17 protein-coding genes and 5 pseudogenes are annotated in these 16,595 nt (G+C 61.1%); 12 read left to right on the forward strand and 10 right to left on the reverse strand.

All coding sequences use genetic code 11. The annotated features are described in order from the left end of the window. Window positions 1–61: 61 nt before the first annotated feature. The 10 genes and pseudogenes from ABGT66_RS08525 to ABGT66_RS08570 all read right to left on the reverse strand — a co-directional run. Complete coding sequence (locus ABGT66_RS08525; protein ID WP_346690464.1) at window positions 62–613, reverse strand: ABC transporter ATP-binding protein; 552 nt, start codon at window positions 611–613, stop codon at window positions 62–64. After that, window positions 603–776: pseudogene (locus ABGT66_RS08530) on the reverse strand (ATP-binding cassette domain-containing protein); the annotation flags it as partial. The pseudogene ABGT66_RS08530 and the gene ABGT66_RS08525, both read right to left, overlap by 11 nt. Then, window positions 776–1,162, reverse strand: coding sequence for an ATP-binding cassette domain-containing protein (locus ABGT66_RS08535; protein ID WP_346690142.1), 387 nt, complete (start codon window positions 1,160–1,162; stop codon window positions 776–778). The pseudogene ABGT66_RS08530 and the gene ABGT66_RS08535, both read right to left, overlap by 1 nt. Then, window positions 1,105–1,521 carry an ATP-binding cassette domain-containing protein gene (locus ABGT66_RS08540; RefSeq protein ID WP_346690144.1) on the reverse strand — a complete coding sequence of 139 codons (417 nt, stop codon included), beginning with the start codon at window positions 1,519–1,521 and terminating at the stop codon, window positions 1,105–1,107. Before ABGT66_RS08540 ends, ABGT66_RS08535 begins: the two co-directional genes overlap by 58 nt. Then, a pseudogene (locus ABGT66_RS08545) lies at window positions 1,521–1,901 on the reverse strand (branched-chain amino acid ABC transporter permease); the annotation flags it as partial. The pseudogene ABGT66_RS08545 and the gene ABGT66_RS08540, both read right to left, overlap by 1 nt. Before the next feature lie 22 nt (window positions 1,902–1,923). Continuing rightward, window positions 1,924–2,136 (reverse strand): hypothetical protein, encoded by a 213-nt coding sequence (locus ABGT66_RS08550; RefSeq protein WP_346690146.1) that lies wholly within the window; start codon window positions 2,134–2,136, stop codon window positions 1,924–1,926. Next, window positions 2,133–2,525: a branched-chain amino acid ABC transporter permease gene (locus tag ABGT66_RS08555; protein WP_346690148.1), complete on the reverse strand. Its 393-nt coding sequence runs from the start codon at window positions 2,523–2,525 to the stop codon at window positions 2,133–2,135. The genes ABGT66_RS08550 and ABGT66_RS08555 overlap by 4 nt, the downstream gene beginning before the upstream one ends. Window positions 2,526–2,530: 5 nt before the next feature. Further along, on the reverse strand, window positions 2,531–2,941 hold the full coding sequence (locus tag ABGT66_RS08560; RefSeq protein WP_346690149.1) for a branched-chain amino acid ABC transporter permease: 411 nt from the start codon (window positions 2,939–2,941) through the stop codon (window positions 2,531–2,533). 18 nt (window positions 2,942–2,959) lie between these two features. Next, complete coding sequence (locus ABGT66_RS08565) at window positions 2,960–3,394, reverse strand: branched-chain amino acid ABC transporter permease (RefSeq protein WP_346690151.1); 435 nt, start codon at window positions 3,392–3,394, stop codon at window positions 2,960–2,962. A 410-nt stretch (window positions 3,395–3,804) separates the two neighbouring features. After that, window positions 3,805–4,416 (reverse strand): annotated as a pseudogene (locus tag ABGT66_RS08570) (ABC transporter substrate-binding protein); the annotation flags it as partial. Window positions 4,417–4,961: 545 nt separating this feature from the next. Between ABGT66_RS08570 and purS the strand changes: the two are divergent. The 12 genes and pseudogenes from purS (at window position 4,962) to purE (ending at window position 16,534) form a co-directional block, all read left to right on the forward strand. Beyond that, window positions 4,962–5,213 (forward strand): phosphoribosylformylglycinamidine synthase subunit PurS, encoded by a 252-nt coding sequence (gene purS, locus ABGT66_RS08575; protein WP_294192537.1) that lies wholly within the window; start codon window positions 4,962–4,964, stop codon window positions 5,211–5,213. 2 nt (window positions 5,214–5,215) lie between these two features. Further along, the gene (locus ABGT66_RS08580) at window positions 5,216–5,692 is read left to right on the forward strand and encodes a phosphoribosylformylglycinamidine synthase subunit PurQ (RefSeq protein WP_346690153.1); all 477 of its coding nucleotides are present in this window, start codon (window positions 5,216–5,218) and stop codon (window positions 5,690–5,692) included. A 236-nt stretch (window positions 5,693–5,928) separates the two neighbouring features. Then, window positions 5,929–6,002, forward strand: a pseudogene (locus tag ABGT66_RS08585) (hypothetical protein); the annotation flags it as partial. A gap of 215 nt (window positions 6,003–6,217) precedes the next feature. Next, window positions 6,218–6,781: pseudogene (locus ABGT66_RS08590) on the forward strand (AIR synthase related protein); the annotation flags it as partial. Continuing rightward, on the forward strand, window positions 6,663–8,081 hold the full coding sequence (locus ABGT66_RS08595) for an AIR synthase-related protein (protein ID WP_346690154.1): 1,419 nt from the start codon (window positions 6,663–6,665) through the stop codon (window positions 8,079–8,081). The pseudogene ABGT66_RS08590 and the gene ABGT66_RS08595, both read left to right, overlap by 119 nt. A gap of 3 nt (window positions 8,082–8,084) precedes the next feature. Continuing rightward, complete coding sequence (gene purF, locus ABGT66_RS08600; protein WP_346690156.1) at window positions 8,085–9,455, forward strand: amidophosphoribosyltransferase; 1,371 nt, start codon at window positions 8,085–8,087, stop codon at window positions 9,453–9,455. Between the two features lie 54 nt (window positions 9,456–9,509). After that, window positions 9,510–10,223 (forward strand): phosphoribosylaminoimidazolesuccinocarboxamide synthase, encoded by a 714-nt coding sequence (gene purC / locus ABGT66_RS08605; RefSeq protein WP_346690158.1) that lies wholly within the window; start codon window positions 9,510–9,512, stop codon window positions 10,221–10,223. A gap of 6 nt (window positions 10,224–10,229) precedes the next feature. Beyond that, window positions 10,230–11,582, forward strand: a complete 1,353-nt coding sequence (gene purF / locus ABGT66_RS08610) for an amidophosphoribosyltransferase (protein WP_346690160.1) — start codon at window positions 10,230–10,232, stop codon at window positions 11,580–11,582. 12 nt (window positions 11,583–11,594) lie between these two features. After that, window positions 11,595–12,611, forward strand: coding sequence for a phosphoribosylformylglycinamidine cyclo-ligase (purM, locus tag ABGT66_RS08615; RefSeq protein ID WP_346690161.1), 1,017 nt, complete (start codon window positions 11,595–11,597; stop codon window positions 12,609–12,611). After that, complete coding sequence (gene purH / locus ABGT66_RS08620; RefSeq protein ID WP_346690162.1) at window positions 12,590–14,719, forward strand: bifunctional phosphoribosylaminoimidazolecarboxamide formyltransferase/IMP cyclohydrolase; 2,130 nt, start codon at window positions 12,590–12,592, stop codon at window positions 14,717–14,719. The genes purM and purH overlap by 22 nt, the downstream gene beginning before the upstream one ends. A 20-nt stretch (window positions 14,720–14,739) precedes the next feature. Beyond that, the gene (gene purD / locus ABGT66_RS08625) at window positions 14,740–16,017 is read left to right on the forward strand and encodes a phosphoribosylamine--glycine ligase (protein ID WP_346690164.1); all 1,278 of its coding nucleotides are present in this window, start codon (window positions 14,740–14,742) and stop codon (window positions 16,015–16,017) included. Window position 16,018: 1 nt separating this feature from the next. After that, entirely contained in the window at window positions 16,019–16,534 is a 516-nt protein-coding gene (gene purE / locus ABGT66_RS08630) for a 5-(carboxyamino)imidazole ribonucleotide mutase (protein WP_346690165.1), read from the forward strand. Window positions 16,535–16,595: the final 61 nt, after the last annotated feature.

Below are 16,595 nucleotides of genomic sequence, written 5' to 3' on the forward strand. Positions count from 1 at the left end.
CGCAGGCGTTTTAGCCTGCGCGGACTTTATCATATGGGACGAACTTCACATAAAATGTTCTCTACATTCCCATGTAAGCTTTGCGCACTTCGTCGGAGTTGAGGAGCTCTTGCGCAGTGCCTTCGTGGACCACGCGGCCTGTCTGGAGGACGTAGCCGCGGTCGGCGATTTCGAGCGCCTCCTGCACCATCTGTTCGACGAGCAGGACTGTGACGCCGCGCTTGCGTATCTCCGTGACGGTCTCGAGCACGCGCTCGACGAGGCTCGGCTGGAGTCCGAGCGAAAGCTCGTCCAGGAGTATGAGCTTCGGACGCGACATCAGGCCGCGCGCTATAGCGCACATCTGCTGCTCGCCGCCGCTCATCGTCTCCGCCGTCTGCTCGGAGCGATCCTTGAGTATCGGGAAGAGCTCGTACATCTCTTCGATGCGCTCCGCTACGACACTCTTGTCGGTGACGCTGAAGGCCCCGAGTTCGAGGTTCTCGCGCACGCTGAGCTTCGCGAAGAGCCTGCGCCCCTCCGGAACGTAGCTGATGCCGTGCTTGATTATCTCGAAGGCCGGCTTTCTGGAGATATCTTCGCCGCAAGAACGATATCGAGCCGGACTCGGGATGCATTAGCCCCGCTATCGTGCGCATCGTCGTCGATTTTCCCGCGCCGTTCGAGCCGAGTATCGCGACGATCTCGCCCTCTTCGACGTGCAGCGATATTCCGTGGATTACGGGGACGTGGTCGTAGGAGCAGAATATGTTGTTGACTTCAAGCATACGCGCCATTACTGATTTCCCTCCCCGTGCAGCCGTTTGCTGAACTTCTCGCCGAAGTAGGCCGTTATGACGACCGGGTCGTGGACGATGTCGGCGGGCTTGCCTTCGGCTATCTTCTGTCCGCTCGCCAGAACTACGATTTTGTCGGCGATCGGCATTATCGCTTCCATTATGTGCTCGACCATGAGAATCGTCAGCCCTTCTTCCTTGAGGCGGACGATGACGTTGACCATCTCCTTGACCTCGGACGAGGTGAGCCCCGCGACGGCCTCGTCAAGCAGTATGAGCTCGGGCTCCGTCGCAAGCGCGCGGGCGACTTCAAGGCGTTTCTTGTTGCCTATCGTGAGGCCGCCGGCGAGCTTGTTTCTGTGCTCGGAGAGGAAGCAGAGGTCCATGCAGCGCTCCGCGACCTCGCGCGCCTCGCCGTGTCGCTGGTGCGCATGTAGGCGCCAACGAGGATGTTCTCAAAGACCGACATTTCCTTGAGCGGGCGCACGACCTGGAAGGTGCGCGCGACGCCGAGACGCGCCATCTTGTAGGCGGGAAGATCCGTGACGTCCTCGCCCTTGAAGGTTATCTTGCCGCTCGTCGGCTTGTAGAGGCCGGCGACGCAGTTGAAGAGCGTCGTCTTGCCCGCGCCGTTCGGGCCGATGAGCCCGACGATGCTGCCCTTTTCAACGTCGAACGAGACGTCGCTGTTAGCGAGCAGCGAACCGAATTTCATCGTAAGGTTTCTGACTTCGAGCAGCGCCATCAGCGATTCCCTCCTTTTTCAGCCTCTTCATGTGATTTGTTAAGTTTTCTGGATATGTAGCCGAGAAGCCCCATTATTCCGCGCGGCTCCTTGACCATGACTATTATGATGATGAGCCCGAAGATTATGAGGTCGACGCCCGGGCCGAGGTGCGAGAGATAGGCTCTCGTGTATTCCTGGAGCGGTATCAGCACGAGCGCGCCGAGGAACGGCCCCCAGAAGGTGCCGAGTCCGCCGAGTATCGTGATGAGCACGAACTTCATGGACATGTCGAGCGACATGACCATCGGCGGGTCGACGCGGTAGTTGTACTGCGCGAAGAAGGCTCCGCAGAGCGCCGCGAGCGCCGCGGAGAGCGCCATAGCGCCGAGCTTGACTACGGTGCTGTTGACGCCGAGCGACTCAGCCGTCTCCTGTCCTTCGCGGACCGCCGAGCAGGTAGTAGCCCATGCGGTTCCTCTCGATGTGGCGGACTATGCCGAATACGAGGAGGAATATCGCGAGCGCGCCGATGTAATATCCGGTCTTGGTCGTCGACCACGAGAAGTTCACCCATCCGTCGGGGAGTATCGGGTAGTCGAGGCCGAGCGCGCCGCCGACGGCGTCCCATATCATGAGAGCCTGTTGAAGATTTCGACAATCGCGAAGGTCGCTATCGCGAAATAGTGGCCTTTAAGCTTGAAGCAGGGATAGCTGATTATTATAGAAACGGCCGCCGCGGCGAGCATTCCGAGCGGAGCGCCGAACCACGGCAGGGAGCCGAAGGTGACGACCGCGAGTCCCGCGCCGTACGCTCCGATGCCGAAGAATACGGAGTGTCCGAAGGAGACCTGTCCGCCGTAGCCGCTGATAATGTTCCACGACTGCGCCATCGAGGCGTAGAGCAGCACCATCGTCGCGACGTGGCCGAAGAACGAGCCGCCTATGACGCCCGGTATGCAGGGCAGTATGACGGCGACTGCGATGAACGCGTACCAGAGTTTGTCTTTCTTGCTGAGGTTCATCTGCATCACCACCCGAAGAGCCCTTTAGGACGGACAAGTATAACTATCAGGTAGATAGCGAATACCGCGACGTATTTGACGACGGCCGCGATGTAGAAGCCGGAGAACGACTCTACAAGGCCGATGAGCAGCGCCGCGGCGAGAGCGCCGGGGATGCTCCCGAAGCCTCCGAGCGCGACGACGACGAAGGCGAAGAGGCTGAAGAGCGCGCCGACCTCGGGATGGACCGCGAGGTAGGTGGTCATAAGCCCGCCCGCCACGCCGACGCATGCGCCGCCGATGCCGAATACGAGCAGGTAGATTTTTTCAGTGTTTATGCCCATAAGCTCCGCGGCCTCCTTGTCCATCGCCGTGGCCTGTATGGCCCAGCCGAGGCGCGTCTTCTTGATGAGCCAGTAAAGCGCCGCGAGTATCACGAGCGCGGAATATGCCTGTTACGAGCTGCGGAACCGAGACGATGGCCCCTCCGATTTCAAACGTCTTGCCGTCCAGCACGGTGCCGGAGAGAAGGCGGAAGTTCGGGGAGAAAACGGTTCATGCAGAAGTTCTTCAAAAGCATTGAAAGGGCCGAACGTGGCAAGAAGCGGAGCCATCGCCGCCTTGCCGAGGCTGTGCTTGATTACCAGCTTATAGGTCAGGGCGCCCATAATAAAGAGGAATATGCCGGACGCGATCCACGTGAAGAGCGGGTCGAGACCGAGGATGAACCCTAACCAATAGCAGACGTACATCGCCACCATGAGGAATTCTCCGTGGGCGAAGTTGATAACGTCCATGACTCCCCATATCATGCTGAGTCCCGCGGCGACGAGCGCGTACAGAAGTCCGCTCAATATGCCATCTATAAGGACCTGCAGAAAACTGCTCATGCAAAGACCTCCTTGCTGATGCTTCTTAAAAAGGCGGGGCATTGGGAATAATGCCCCGCCCGCGTGTGGATTTGGGTCAGTTTCTGTTAAATGCTATCTCTTGTCCACGGGGTCATCGGGAAGGTGGGTTCAGAGTCTTTGTACTTAAGCGGGAACACCGTGTTGTACTTCTGGCTTTCGAGCTGGGGTGATGACGGAGAGCGCCTTGACGTTCTGTCCGTCCTCGCCGAACTTGACGGAGCCGGAGAGCGACATTATCGACGGGAATTCTTCGGTTCTGAGGACCTGGAGGACCTTCTCGGTATCGGGGCCGCCGGCCTTCTCTATCGGCCTGAGCGAGGACCATGAGCATGACGGCTTCCTGGATGGAGTCGCTGTCGAACGGCTGGTTGCTTCTCGGCGTGTAGTACTTATCCTGGACCTTTATGGCTTCGGGCATAAATTTCTTCGCGAGCTCCGGCGAGAAGCCCATGCCGCCCATGAAGAAGTTTCCGTCGTCTCCGAGTTCCTTTCTGTACCGCGGGGTTCTGATAGCCGGTGCAGTAGTTGATGGCGATCTTCGGGAGCCAGTTGAGCTGCTTCATGGTGCGGACCCACAGCGAGTAGTCTCCGCCGAGCGCAGCGCCGAACACCGCGTCGGGGTTGGCGGCCTTGAGCTTCTGGACTTCGCTGTTGAGGTTTGTAGCGCCGTTGTTGAACGGAACGTCGGCGACGATTTCGAGGTTGATTTTCTTCGCGGCCTTCTGAGCTTCGGCGGCGGCGTGCTTACCGAACTCGGTGTTCTCGTAGATGAGTCCGAGGGTCTTTATGCCGGCGTTCTGCTCTTTGTTGAGGTATTCGATGTAGTCGACGAATTCGACGGATTCGATGGCGTCGGTCGGGGCGTGGCGGAAGAAGTACTTATAGCCGCGCTCGGTGAGCTCAGCGGAGCTCGAGCAGCCGCAGAGGAATATCTTCTTCGCGCGTTCGGCGACGGCGCTGGCGGGCTTCGTAGCGGCGCTGTTGTAGCATCCAATTATCGCGAAGACGCCTTCCTGATTATAAAGACGCTCTGCTTCCGACTTCGCGACGTCCGGTTTGCCTGGTGGTCGGCCTGGACTATCTTGATGACGTACTTTCCGCCGAGGAGTCCTTCTCCGGCGGCGAGCGGCGCGTTGATCTCGGGGTTGGCCTCGTTGATGAAGTCGGCGGCGGCAAGGACGGAATTAATGCAGTTCTGTCCCGAGACGGCGGCGGGGCCGGTCAGCGGGAAGAGGGCTCCGATCTTGATCTCTTCTGCGGCGAACGCGGAAGAGGCGAGCAGGGCCGCGCTAAGTACGGACATAGCGGCAATGACGACACGTTTTCTCATAACTACTTCAACCTCCTTAAATTTTGAGCGGGGGAATAAATATTTGCTCTGCTCAATATTATACTATTTTTTTACTTACCGTCAATTTATAACTTCTCATTTTCTGAAAGTTAAAACATTGACTTTTATAGGCCATAACGGTATATTATGAGCATCTTAGTGGACAATTCCCACTTAACAAATATCAAATAAACATCTCAAGGAGGATGTCATCATATGATTTTCCATGCAGAGGCCATAATTACTCCGCGTGAGGGAGTCCTCGACACACAGGGCAAAGCGGTCGAAAAAACGCTTACGCACCTCGGCTACAAGGGGCTTGAGGAAGTCCGCGTGGGGCGCATAGTCACGATGCGCATCGAGGCGGAGAACAGCGGAGCGGCGGCCGAGGCCGTGAAGAACATGTGTCAGGATCTGCTGGCCAACGACCTGATAGAGACCTACAAGATATCCGTCAGGGAAGCCTAGCGATGAAGACAGCCGTCGTTGTTTTTCCCGGGAGCAACTGCGACCGCGACGTTCAGCGCGCAGTCTCCGAGACGTTAAAGACCTCCGTCGACATGGTCTGGCACGAGGAGACGGAATTCGCCTCCGAGCCCGACCTCGTCATTCTCCCCGGCGGCTTCTCCTACGGGGACTATCTGCGCTCCGGCGCGATGGCGGCGCGCTCGCCCATCATAGCCGCGGTCAGACGCCATGCCGAAGCCGGCAGGCTGCTGCTCGGCATCTGCAACGGATTCCAGGTGCTCACCGAGACTAAGCTCCTCCCCGGAGCGCTTCTCGCGAACACCACCACTACATTTATATGTAAGAAATGCTACGTCCGCGTAGAACAGACCAACAACCGCTTCACATCAGGGCTCAAAAAAGGGCGAGATTGTAGAGTACCCTATAGCCCACCACGAAGGACTGTACTTCCTGCCGCCCGCCGAACTCGAAGAACTTGAGAAGGCGGGCCGCGTCGTCTTCCGCTACGCCGATCCCGCGACCGGAAAAGCCGGCGCCGAGTACGCGCCGAACGGCTCGCTCAACGCATAGCCGGAATATGCAACGAACATGGGAATATACTCGGCCTCATGCCGCATCCGGAGCGCGCGACGGTCGCGCACCTCAACGGAGGCTCCGACGGCGAGGCCTTCTGGCTTTCGATCGCGCGCGGTTTCGCAGAAAGGAGCGCCCGCTGATGGGTTTCCGCGAGGTTGGACTTTCCGAGTCCGAATACAAGAGAATACAGGAGCTGCTCGGACGCGAGCCGAACGACCTTGAGCTCGAGCTCATCGGCGTAATGTGGTCCGAGCACTGCAGCTACAAATCTACGCGCCCGCTGCTGCGCACCTTCCCGTCGAAGGGCAAGTACGTGCTTCAGGGACAGGGCGAGAACGCCGGCGTCGTCGACATGGGCGAGGTGCTGGGGCTTCGCCTTCAAGGTCGAGAGCCACAACCACCCCTCCGCGGTCGCGCCCTTCCAGGGAGCCGCGACGGGAGTCGGCGGCATCATCCGCGACATCATCGCGATGGGCGCGCGCCCGTCGGTTTCGATGGACGGACTTTTCTTCGGCGACGCTTCGCTGCGCAAGACGCAGAACCTCGCCAAGGGCATCGTCGAGGGCATAGGCTCCTACGGCAACTCCGTCGGCGTTCCGACGGTCGGAGGCAAGACCTTCTATTCGCCCTGCTATAACGACAACCCGCTCGTCAACGCCTTCAGCGCGGGCTTCGTCCGCCTCGACAAGATGGCGAGCTCGCAGACCGCGAAGCCCGGAGACATGGCGGTGCTGCTCGGCTCGAAGACGGGCCGCGACGGCATAGCGGGCGCGTCGTTCGCCTCGCGCGAGCTCGACGAGGACGCGCGCGCGAGCAAGCCGCAGATTCAGATAGGCGACCCGTTTCGAGGAAAAGCTCCTCATCGAGTGCTGCATGGACCTGCTCGACATGAAGCTCATCGCCTCGATGCAGGACATGGGCGCGGCAGGCATCCTCTCGTCGTCGAGCGAAATCGCCCACAAGAGCGGCTGCGGCATAGACATCCAGGTTGAAAAAATTCCTCTCCGCGAAGCCGACATGCTTCCGTGGGAGATATTCCTCTCCGAGTCGCAGGAACGTATGCTGCTCATCGTCGAGGAAGAGAAGCTCGCGCCCGTCTTCGACATGGCGAAGCACTACGGCCTCGACTGCGCGATAGTCGGCGTCATGACCGACAGCAAGCGCTACCGCGTCTACAAGAACGGCGTGCTCGAAGCCGACCTTCCGACCTCGATACTCGGCGACACGCCGGAGATATACTGGCCCTCCGAGGAGCCGAAGGACCTTCCCGAGCGTCAGGCGCTCGACCTTTCGACGCTCAAGTGTGAGGACGCGGGAAAAGAGCTCCTTTCGATGCTCTCCTGCCCGAACGGACGCAGGAAGAACGCGATATGGGAACAGTACGACTCCATGGTGCAGCTCCACACAATAGCCGGCCCCGGCGAGCCTGCAGCGATTGTCGAAGTCCCAGAGACGGAGCGCGCCTGCGTGCTCACGATGGAGGCCGAGCCCTACAAGTGCTGGACTGATCCTTACACGGGAGCCGCGGAGGCCATGGCGCTTTCTCTGCGCGGCGTGTGGCTCTCGGGAGCCGACGCGCTCGGCATGACGAACTGCCTCAACTTCGCTTCGCCGGAATTCCCGGAGAAATTCTACGAACTAAAAGAATGCCTGCGCGGCCTCGCCGACACCTGCCGCGCTCTCGACTGCCCCGTCGTTTCGGGCAACGTCAGCCTCTACAACGAAACGGCGAACGACAGGATTTACCCGACGCCGCTCGTCGTTACGGCGGGCCTCGCCGTCGAGCGCGGTAAGCTCATGCGCGCCGGCAGAACCGAGGCCGGCGACATGCTCTACCTCGTCGGGCCGAAGGAAGGCTCGCTCGGCGCGACGCGCTACCAGGAGGCGAAGGACGGCAAGCCGCTCGGCAAGACCTGCGCCCCCGACTACGAGGCTGAAAAGAAGTTCCGCGACGCGGCGCTCGCCACGGCTCACGGACAGCTTGCGAAATCGGGCCGCGTAGTCGCCGGCGGCGGACTCGCCACGGCCCTCGCGAACGAAGCTATAGCTTCGGAGACCGGCATGAAGCTCACGCTCGCGCCCGAGACGACCGTCGAAGCGATGCTCTTCTCCGAGGGCGGCCCGCGCGCGGTCTACGCCGTAGCGCCCGAGAAGGCCGCCGAGTTTGAGAACGCCTGGAAAGCCCTCGGCTTCGTCAAAATCGGAGAAGCGGGCGGAGATTCCCTCGACTGGGACGGAATCATGTCCGTGCCTGTCGCTGAGCTGACCGCAGCGTTCACGGGAGAAAATTAAAGAATGTGCGGAGTATTCGGGGCTTACAGCACGAACGGAAGCCCCGTTCTTGAAGACGTCTATCTCGGCCTCTGCGCGCTCCAGCACAGGGGCCAGCTCTCCGCCGGAGTAGCGTGGACGGCGGACTGGACGATACACGTAAAGAAGGGGCTCGGCCTCGTCCACGAAGCGCTTTCGCAGAACGAGCTCGCGCAGATTCCGGCGCACGCCGCGATTGGACACGTCCGCTACGCGACGGCGGGCGGCACGCGCCCTGAGAACTGCCAGCCGCTCGGAGCGGATTACGCGCAGGGGCCGATAGCGCTCGCGCACAACGGCAACCTGACCAACGCGCGCGCCCTGGCCGCCTATCTGGCATACCGCGGCGCGATATTCCAGACGACCTGCGACTCGGAGACGATCCTCCAGCTCGTCGCCCATCAGCCGGGAGTAGTGCCGCTCGAAGCGCTTGAAGTTGCCCTCTCGAAAGTCGAGGGGGCTTACAGCCTCGTCGTTCTTATAGAGGACTGCCTCATCGCTGCGCGCGACCCGTGGGGCTTCCGCCCGCTCGCAATAGGACGCCGCGGCGACGACTACTTCGTCGCCTCAGAATCCTGCGCCTTCGACATACTCGGCGCTGAGATGGTGCGCGACGTGGAGCCGGGAGAGATTCTCGTCATCGACAAGCGCGGGCTGATTTCGCGCAAAAGGCCGCAGAAGCCGCGCCATTACAGATGCGCCTTCGAATACGTCTATTTCGCGCGCCCCGACAGCGTCATCGACGGACGCTCCGTATACAAGACGCGCAAGGAGCTCGGCGCTACGCTCGCGCGCTGCGCCGGCTGCCCGAAAGACGCCGTCGTCGCCGGAATGCCCGACAGCGGCACGCTCGCAGCGATAGGCCTCGCGGAAGAGGCTGGCGCGGACTTCGAGGCCGGCGTCGTGCGCAACCGCTATGTCGGACGCACCTTCATACAGCCGACGCAGCGCGTGCGAGAGGCGGGCGTCAAGATAAAGCTGAATCCGCAGCCCGGCATCTTCGACGGCAGGGAGGCCGTCATTGTAGACGACAGTCTCGTGCGCGGCACGACCGCCGGGCGCATCGTCTCCATGATACGCGGCAGCGGCGCGAGCAAGGTGCATATGCGCATCGCCTCGCCGCCTGTGCGCTTTCCATGCTACTACGGCATCGACACGCCGAGCTCGTCTGAGCTGATAGCGGCGCAGACGGATATACCGGAGCTCTGCCGCAAAATCGACGCGGATTCGCTCGAATATATAAGCTGCGAGGAGCTATGCCGCGCGATCGGCCTTCCGCAGGAGGAGCTCTGTACAGCCTGCTTCGACGGGAATTATTTAGAGGAAGAAGAAAAGAACGATCTTCTGGGATTTTAAGCATTATATCCGGGGCTTCGGTCCCGGAAATTACATTTTACGGAGGAACTAAAAATGGAGCTTACAAAGAAGGATTTCATCTACGAGGGAAAAGCCAAGAGGCTTTACACGACCGAAGACCCGAACTATGTGATAGTCGAGTATAAGGACAGCTTCACCGCCTTCAACGGACAGAAGAAGGCGACCATGAGCGGCAAGGGCGTTCTCAACAACAAGATCTCGTCGAAGCTTTTCCAGCTTCTCGCCGACAACGGCGTCGAGTCGCACTTCGTGAAGCAGATAGACGAGACGAACCAGCTCGTCAAGCGCGTCAACATCGTCCCGCTCGAAGTCATCGTCCGCAACATCACGACCGGCTCGCTCTGCAAGCGCCTCGGCGTCAAAGAGGGCATGGAGCTTCCGCGCCCGCTCTTCGAGATGTGCTATAAGGACGACGCGCTCGGCGATCCGTTCATCATCGAAGACCACGCGCTCCTCTTCGGCTGGGCGACGAAAGAGGAACTTGACAAAATCAAGGACATCTCGCTCCGTGTCAACGCGATACTCAAGGACTACTTCGCGAAGCTCGGCGTCGTCCTCGTCGACTTCAAGCTCGAATTCGGCAAAGACATGCAGGGCAACCTCATCCTCGCCGATGAAATTTCGCCCGACACCTGCCGCTTCTGGGACAAGTCGACCGGCGACCACCTCGACAAGGACCGCTTCCGCAAGGATCTCGGCAACGTGCTCGGCGCATACGAAGAGATCTGGAGAAGGATATCCGCGTAACGTAATATGAGCGGCATTTTCGGCGCATACAGCGTCAAGAACCAACCAGTACTCGAAGAAGTCTACCTCGGCCTCTACGCGCTTCAGCACCGCGGACAGGAGTCCGCGGGCATCGCGTGGGCGCACGACGGCCACGCCGCCTCGGCGCGCGGCTTCGGGCTTCTCCACAACGCAATAGACCAGCACAAGCTCTCGCTCGAGAACGCGAACTGCGCGATAGGCCACGTCCGCTACGTCCCGCTCGAGAGCTCGCAGCTTCACAACGTCCTGCCCGTCTGCGCGAACTACGCGCGCGGCCCGATAGCGATAGCGCACGACGGCCTCGTCACGAACGTCGACTCGCTCAAATCGCAGCTCGAGGCGCGCGGAGCGATATTCCAGTCGGCTACGAACTCGGAGGCCATCCTGCACATGGTCGCGCAGAAGTCGCACATGGAGCCGGTCGACGCGATAGTCGACGCGCTAAAAAGGCTCGAAGGCTCCTACGCGATAGCGGTGCTCCTTGAAGACGCGCTCGTCGCCGCGCGCGACCCCTACGGCTTCAAGCCGCTCGTCCTCGGCGAACGCGACGGCACGTACTACGCGGCCTCCGAGTCCTGCGCGCTCGACATAGTCGGCGCGAAGCTGCTGCGCGACGTCGAGCCCGGCGAAATAGTCATAATCAACTCGCGCGGCATGAAGAGCCTGCGCGTCCGCCACGAGCGCCCCTCGCGCTGCATGCACTGCTCCTTCGAGTACGTCTACACGGCGCGCCCGGACAGCATAATCGACGGACGCTCCGTCTATGAAGCGCGCAAAGAGATGGGCCGCCGCCTCGCGCTCAAGGCTCCCTGCGCGAACGCGGACCTCGTCGCGGGAATGCCCGACAGCGGAACGATATCCGCCATCGGCTACGCTCAGGCGGCGCACGTTCCGTTTGAAATGGCGGTCGTGCGCAACCGCTACGTCGGACGCACCTTCATCCAGCCGACGCAGAAGGTGCGCGAGCTCGGCGTCAAGATAAAGCTCAATCCGATAGAAGAGCTCTTCAAGGACAAACGCGCCGTCATAGTCGACGACTCGATAGTGCGCGGCACGACCGCGGAGCGCATAGTCACGATGATACGCAACTGCGGCGCCGGCGAGGTGCATCTGCGCATCGCGTCGCCGCCCGTGCTCCATCCCTGCCGCTACGGCATCGACACGCGCAAGGAAGAGACGCTCGCCGCAGTCCGCATGACGCTCGACGAGCTCTGCCGCAAAGTCGGTGCGGACTCGCTCGACTACCTCACGGAAGAAGACCTCGTCGCGGCCATCGGCCTCCCGGCGGACAGGCTCTGCACGGCCTGCTTCAGCGGCAAATATCTCGAAAAATATTAAGGGGGAACTCTGTTGGGCAAGCTCAGTTACGAGAAATCAGGAGTTAGCATCTCAGGCGGCGACGCGTGGGTCGAAACGATAAAGTCCCTCCTCGCCAAACACCCGAAGGATAAGAACTGCGTCGGCGGAGTCGGAGGCTTCGCCGGCCTTTACAGGATAGGCGGCGGCAAATGCCTAGCCGGATGCACCGACGGCGTCGGCACGAAGCTCGAGCTCGCGAAGGCGACGGGCCTCTACCGCGGCCTCGGGCAGGATCTTGTCGCGATGAACGTCAACGACCTCGTCACGGTAGGCGCGCGTCCGCTCTTCTTCCTCGACTACGCGGCCTGCGGCAAGCTCGACGAAAAGATACTCGCGCCTATAGTCGACGGCGTCATCAGCGCCTGCGAGGAAAGCATCTGCGCGCTGCTCGGCGGCGAAACGGCGGAGATGCCCGGCGTCTACGACGCCGATGGCTTCGACCTCGCGGGCTTCGCGGTCGGCATAGTCGACGAGGACAAAATCATCGACGGCAGCGACATCCAGGAAGGCAACCTGCTCGTCGGCATCGAAAGCTCCGGCATCCACAGCAACGGCTACAGCCTCGTGCGCAGCGCGCTCGGCAAGGACGGGCTGAACGTAGACCTCGGCTCGACGCCCGAAGGCTGGGACGAGACCGTCGCCGAAGCCGTCATGCGCCCGACGCGCCTCTACGTCAAGGCCGCGCTCGCGGCTATCGAGACCGGCGTTGTGCGCGGCATGGCGCACATCACTGGCGGCGGCATGTACGGCAACGTCATCCGCGTCATACCGAAGCACCTCGACATAAACGTGGACTTCGGCTCGTGGAAGCGCCCGAAGGTCTTCGACCTCGTGCAGAGCGCCGGAATCGACGAAGAAGAGATGCGCAAGGTATTCAACCTCGGCATCGGCTTCGTATTCATAATAGACCCGAAGGACCTTAAAACGCTCGAAGAAGCGCTCGAAAAGCTCGGAGAGCATCCGACCGTCATCGGCGAGGTCATCAAATGCAGCAGTCCCCGCGAATAGCGATACTCATATCCGGCACCGGCACCAACATGCACGCCATCCTCAACGCGATTAAGGACGGCGAGCTCGACGCCGTGCCGGTATTCGTCGGCAGCGACAAGGCGGCCGCGAAGGGGCTTCAGACCGCCGCCTCGCTCGGCGTGCCTACGCGCGTATTTTCCTATAAAGAGCTCGGCAAGGCCGACGCCGAAGAAGCGATAGCGCTCGCGGTCGAAGAGGCCGGCGCGGACTGGATAGTCCTCGCCGGCTTCATGCGCATACTCTCGCCGGACTTCGTGCGCCGCTTCGCGGGACGCATAATCAACATCCATCCCGCGCTCCTGCCGCTCTTCCCCGGCGCGCACGGCATCCGGGACGCATGGGACGCGGGCGTGCCCGAGACTGGCGTCACCATCCACATAGTCGACGAGGAAGTCGACCACGGCCCGATACTCGCGCAGGAAAGCGTGAAACGCGAGCCGGAGGACACGATAGAGACGCTCGAGGCGAAGATTCACGCTGTCGAGCACAAGCTCTACAAAAAGACGCTGAAAGAATTTTTCGCAAAAAATCCCGCAAATCCGAAATGGAGGCTAGGAATGGTGGAAAAGAAAAAAGCGCTTATCTCCGTATGGGACAAGACCGGCGCGCTCGAACTCGCAAAGGGGCTCGCGGCCCACGGATACGAAATAGTGTCCAGCTCGGGCACCGCGAAATATCTTGAAGAGGGCGGCGTGCAGGTCACGGAAGTCGTCGACCTCACGGGCGTCCCCGCGATACTCGGCGGCCGCGTGAAAACGCTGCACCCGACGATAATGGGCGGAATACTCGCAAGACGCGGCCTCGCGCAGGACGACGAAGACCGCGCGAAATTCAACATTCCCCTCATCGACGTCGTCGTCTGCACGCTCTATCCGTTTGAAGAGACCGCGAAGAGCGGAGCCGACCTCGACCAGCTCATCGAAAAGATAGACATCGGCGGAGTTTCGCTCATCCGCGCCGCCGCAAAGAACTACTACCACGTCGCGGTAGTCACCGACATCGCCGACTACAAGCGCGTGCTCGAGGAACTCGAGCAGAAACAGGAATTCACGCTCGAATTCAAGCAGGAGCTCGCGCTCAAGGCCTTCCGTGCGACCTCCTCCTACGACGCGGTAATCTACCGCGGACTCTGCCGCGAGGTCGGCGTCGAAGAAAACGTCGCCGACGACAAAGTAATCCCGCTCCGCATGGAGCAGGAGCTCCGCTACGGAGAAAACCCGCACCAGAAGGCCGCGCTCTTCATGCCGCCGCTCGAGCACCGTCCCTTCAAGCAGCTCTCGGGCAAAGAGCTCTCCTTCAACAACCTGCTCGACCTCGACACGCTGCTCCGCGGCTGCTCCGTATTCCAGGACGTCTGCGCCTGCACCATAGTCAAGCACACCACGCCCTGCGGCACGGCCTACGGCGCGACGCCGCTCGAAGCTTTCAAAAAAGCGCTCGCCTGCGACCCCGTGTCGGCCTTCGGCGGAATAATCGGCCTCACGCGCAAGGTGGACATGGAGACAGCGAAGGCGATAACGGAGACCTTCTTCGAGATAGTCGCCGCTCCCGACTTCGACGAGGGCGTAGCGGAATACTTCGCGGAAAAGAAGCACAACCTCCGCGTCCTCAAGATACTCCCCGGCTACGCTCCTAAATTCCAGATATCGGCCAACCGCTGCGGCTGGCTCATAGAAGAGGACAAGCTCCCCGCGCTTCCGCAGGAATCCGCGGGACAGTGGCATGGCACGCCGCGCCCCGAGCTCTGGGACGACATCATCTTCGCCTGGAAGACCGCGGCGATCACCAAGAGCAACGCAATAGTCCTCGTAAAAGACGGCGCTGCGGTTGGAATCGGTGGCGGCTTCACGAACCGCGTCGACGCGGCGGAATACGCGATAAAGATGGCGAAAGACAAGGCGCAGGGCTCCGTCATGGCCTCCGACGCATTCTTCCCCTTCGCCGACTCGATAGAGCTCGCGGCAAAGGCCGGAGTCAGCGCCGTCATTGAACCCGGCGGCTCGATACGCGACGAAGAAGTATTCAAAAAGGCCGAAGAGCTCGGCGTCAGCCTCTTCGTCGGCGGCAGCCGCACCTTCCGCCACTAACGGCTAAAGGAGTGAAAGCTATGAAAGTTATGGTACTCGGAGGCGGCGGCCGCGAACACGCCGTAGTCCACGCCCTTTCCAAATCCAAGGTAACGACAGAACTTCACTGCTGCCCCGGCAACCCCGGCATAGCTAAGCTCGCGCTCTGCCACGCGGGCGATCCGTGCGATCCCAAGGCGATGAAGGAGCTCTGCACCTGGCTCGGCATAGAGCTCGTATTCGTCGGCCCCGAAGCGCCGCTCGTCGCTGGCACCGCCGACGCGCTGCGCGAGGCGGGCATCCTCGTTGTAGGCCCCGGAGCCTCCGGCGCGCGCCTCGAGGGAAGCAAAGCCTTCTCGAAGACCTTCATGAAGAAGCACGGCATCCCGACCTCGGACTTCGACCTCTGCACAAACCTCGCCGAATGCGAAGCAGCGCTCAAAAAGCGCACCGCACCATTCGTCGTCAAGGCCGACGGCCTCGCGGCCGGCAAAGGCGCGTTCCTGCCCGAGACCTACGAGGACGCAGTCGCGACCTGCCGCATGATGCTTGAAGAGCAGAAGCTCGGGACGGCGGGAAACCTCATAGTCGTCGAAGACTACGTCGAAGGCATGGAGATGACCGTCCTCGCCCTCACCGACGGCAAGACCGTGCGCATCCTCCCCTCCAGCCAGGACCACAAGCGCGCGCTCGACGGCGACAAAGGCAACAACACCGGCGGCATGGGCGCATACTCGCCCGTTCCGTGGGTAGACGACGCCTTCATGAAAAAAGTCACCGACGAAGTGCTCACGCCGACAGTCGACGGACTCGCGGCCGACGGCATCCCCTTCTGCGGCGTCATCTACGCGGGCATAATGATCAGGCCCGACGGCTCGCTCTCCGTGCTCGAATACAACGTCCGCCTCGGCGACCCCGAAGCCCAGGTCGTACTTCCCGCCTTCGGCGGAGACTTCGGCGAAGTGGCCCTCGGCTGCGCCAAAGGCGAGCTGGCCTCCGTCGAATGGCCCGGAGCCGTCCGCACCGCGCTCGGCGTAGTCATGGCCTCCGGCGGCTATCCCGAAGCCTTCGAAAAAGGTTACGCGATAACCGGAACCGATGAGGATGTGCCCAACACCTTCGTTTACCACGCCGGCACAAAGCTCAACGACGCGGGACAGCTCGTCACCAACGGCGGACGCGTCCTGACCGTCGTCGGCCTCGCGGACGACCTCCCGACCGCGCGCGAGCGCGCCTACGCGAGAGTCGCCGGCATACATTTCGAAAAAGAGCATCACAGAAACGACATCGGCGACAAATCGCTGAAAAGGGGGAAATAACATGGCCTCTCCGAAAATAGGCATAATCATGGGCTCAGCATCGGACATCTCCGTCGTTGAGAAGGGAACGCCTGTCCTCGACGAACTCGGCATCGAATACGAGGTCGCCATAGCGTCGGCCCACCGCACGCCCGAAGACGTCGAAGGCTACGCGAAAAAAGCCCGCGCACGCGGCATCCAGGCGCTCATAGCGGTAGCCGGCCTCTCCGCAGCGCTCCCCGGCGTCGTAGCCGCAGCGACGACGCTCCCAGTCATCGGCGTCCCCGTAAAAGGCGGCGCGATCGACGGAATGGACGCGCTCCTCTCGATAGCTCAGATGCCCCCCGGAGTACCGGCGGCATCCGTCGGCCTCAACGGCGCGAAAAACGCCTGCCTCATGGCGGCGCGCATAGTAGCTGCAACAGACTGCGAGCTCACCAAAAAACTCGAAGCCTACGCCGCGAAGGAATCCCAGAAAGTCCGCGACAGCCGCAAAAAACTGGAAAACCTCCCCGCCGCGCCCGACGAAGCGTACTAAAACTTTCCAAAGTACCAAGACACACAAGAGGCCGTACACAAACCGTGTACGGCCTCTTTTA

The sequence above is a fragment of the uncultured Cloacibacillus sp. genome, from assembly GCF_963926575.1.
In the GTDB taxonomy this organism is placed as follows: Bacteria; Synergistota; Synergistia; order Synergistales; family Synergistaceae; genus Caccocola; species Caccocola faecigallinarum.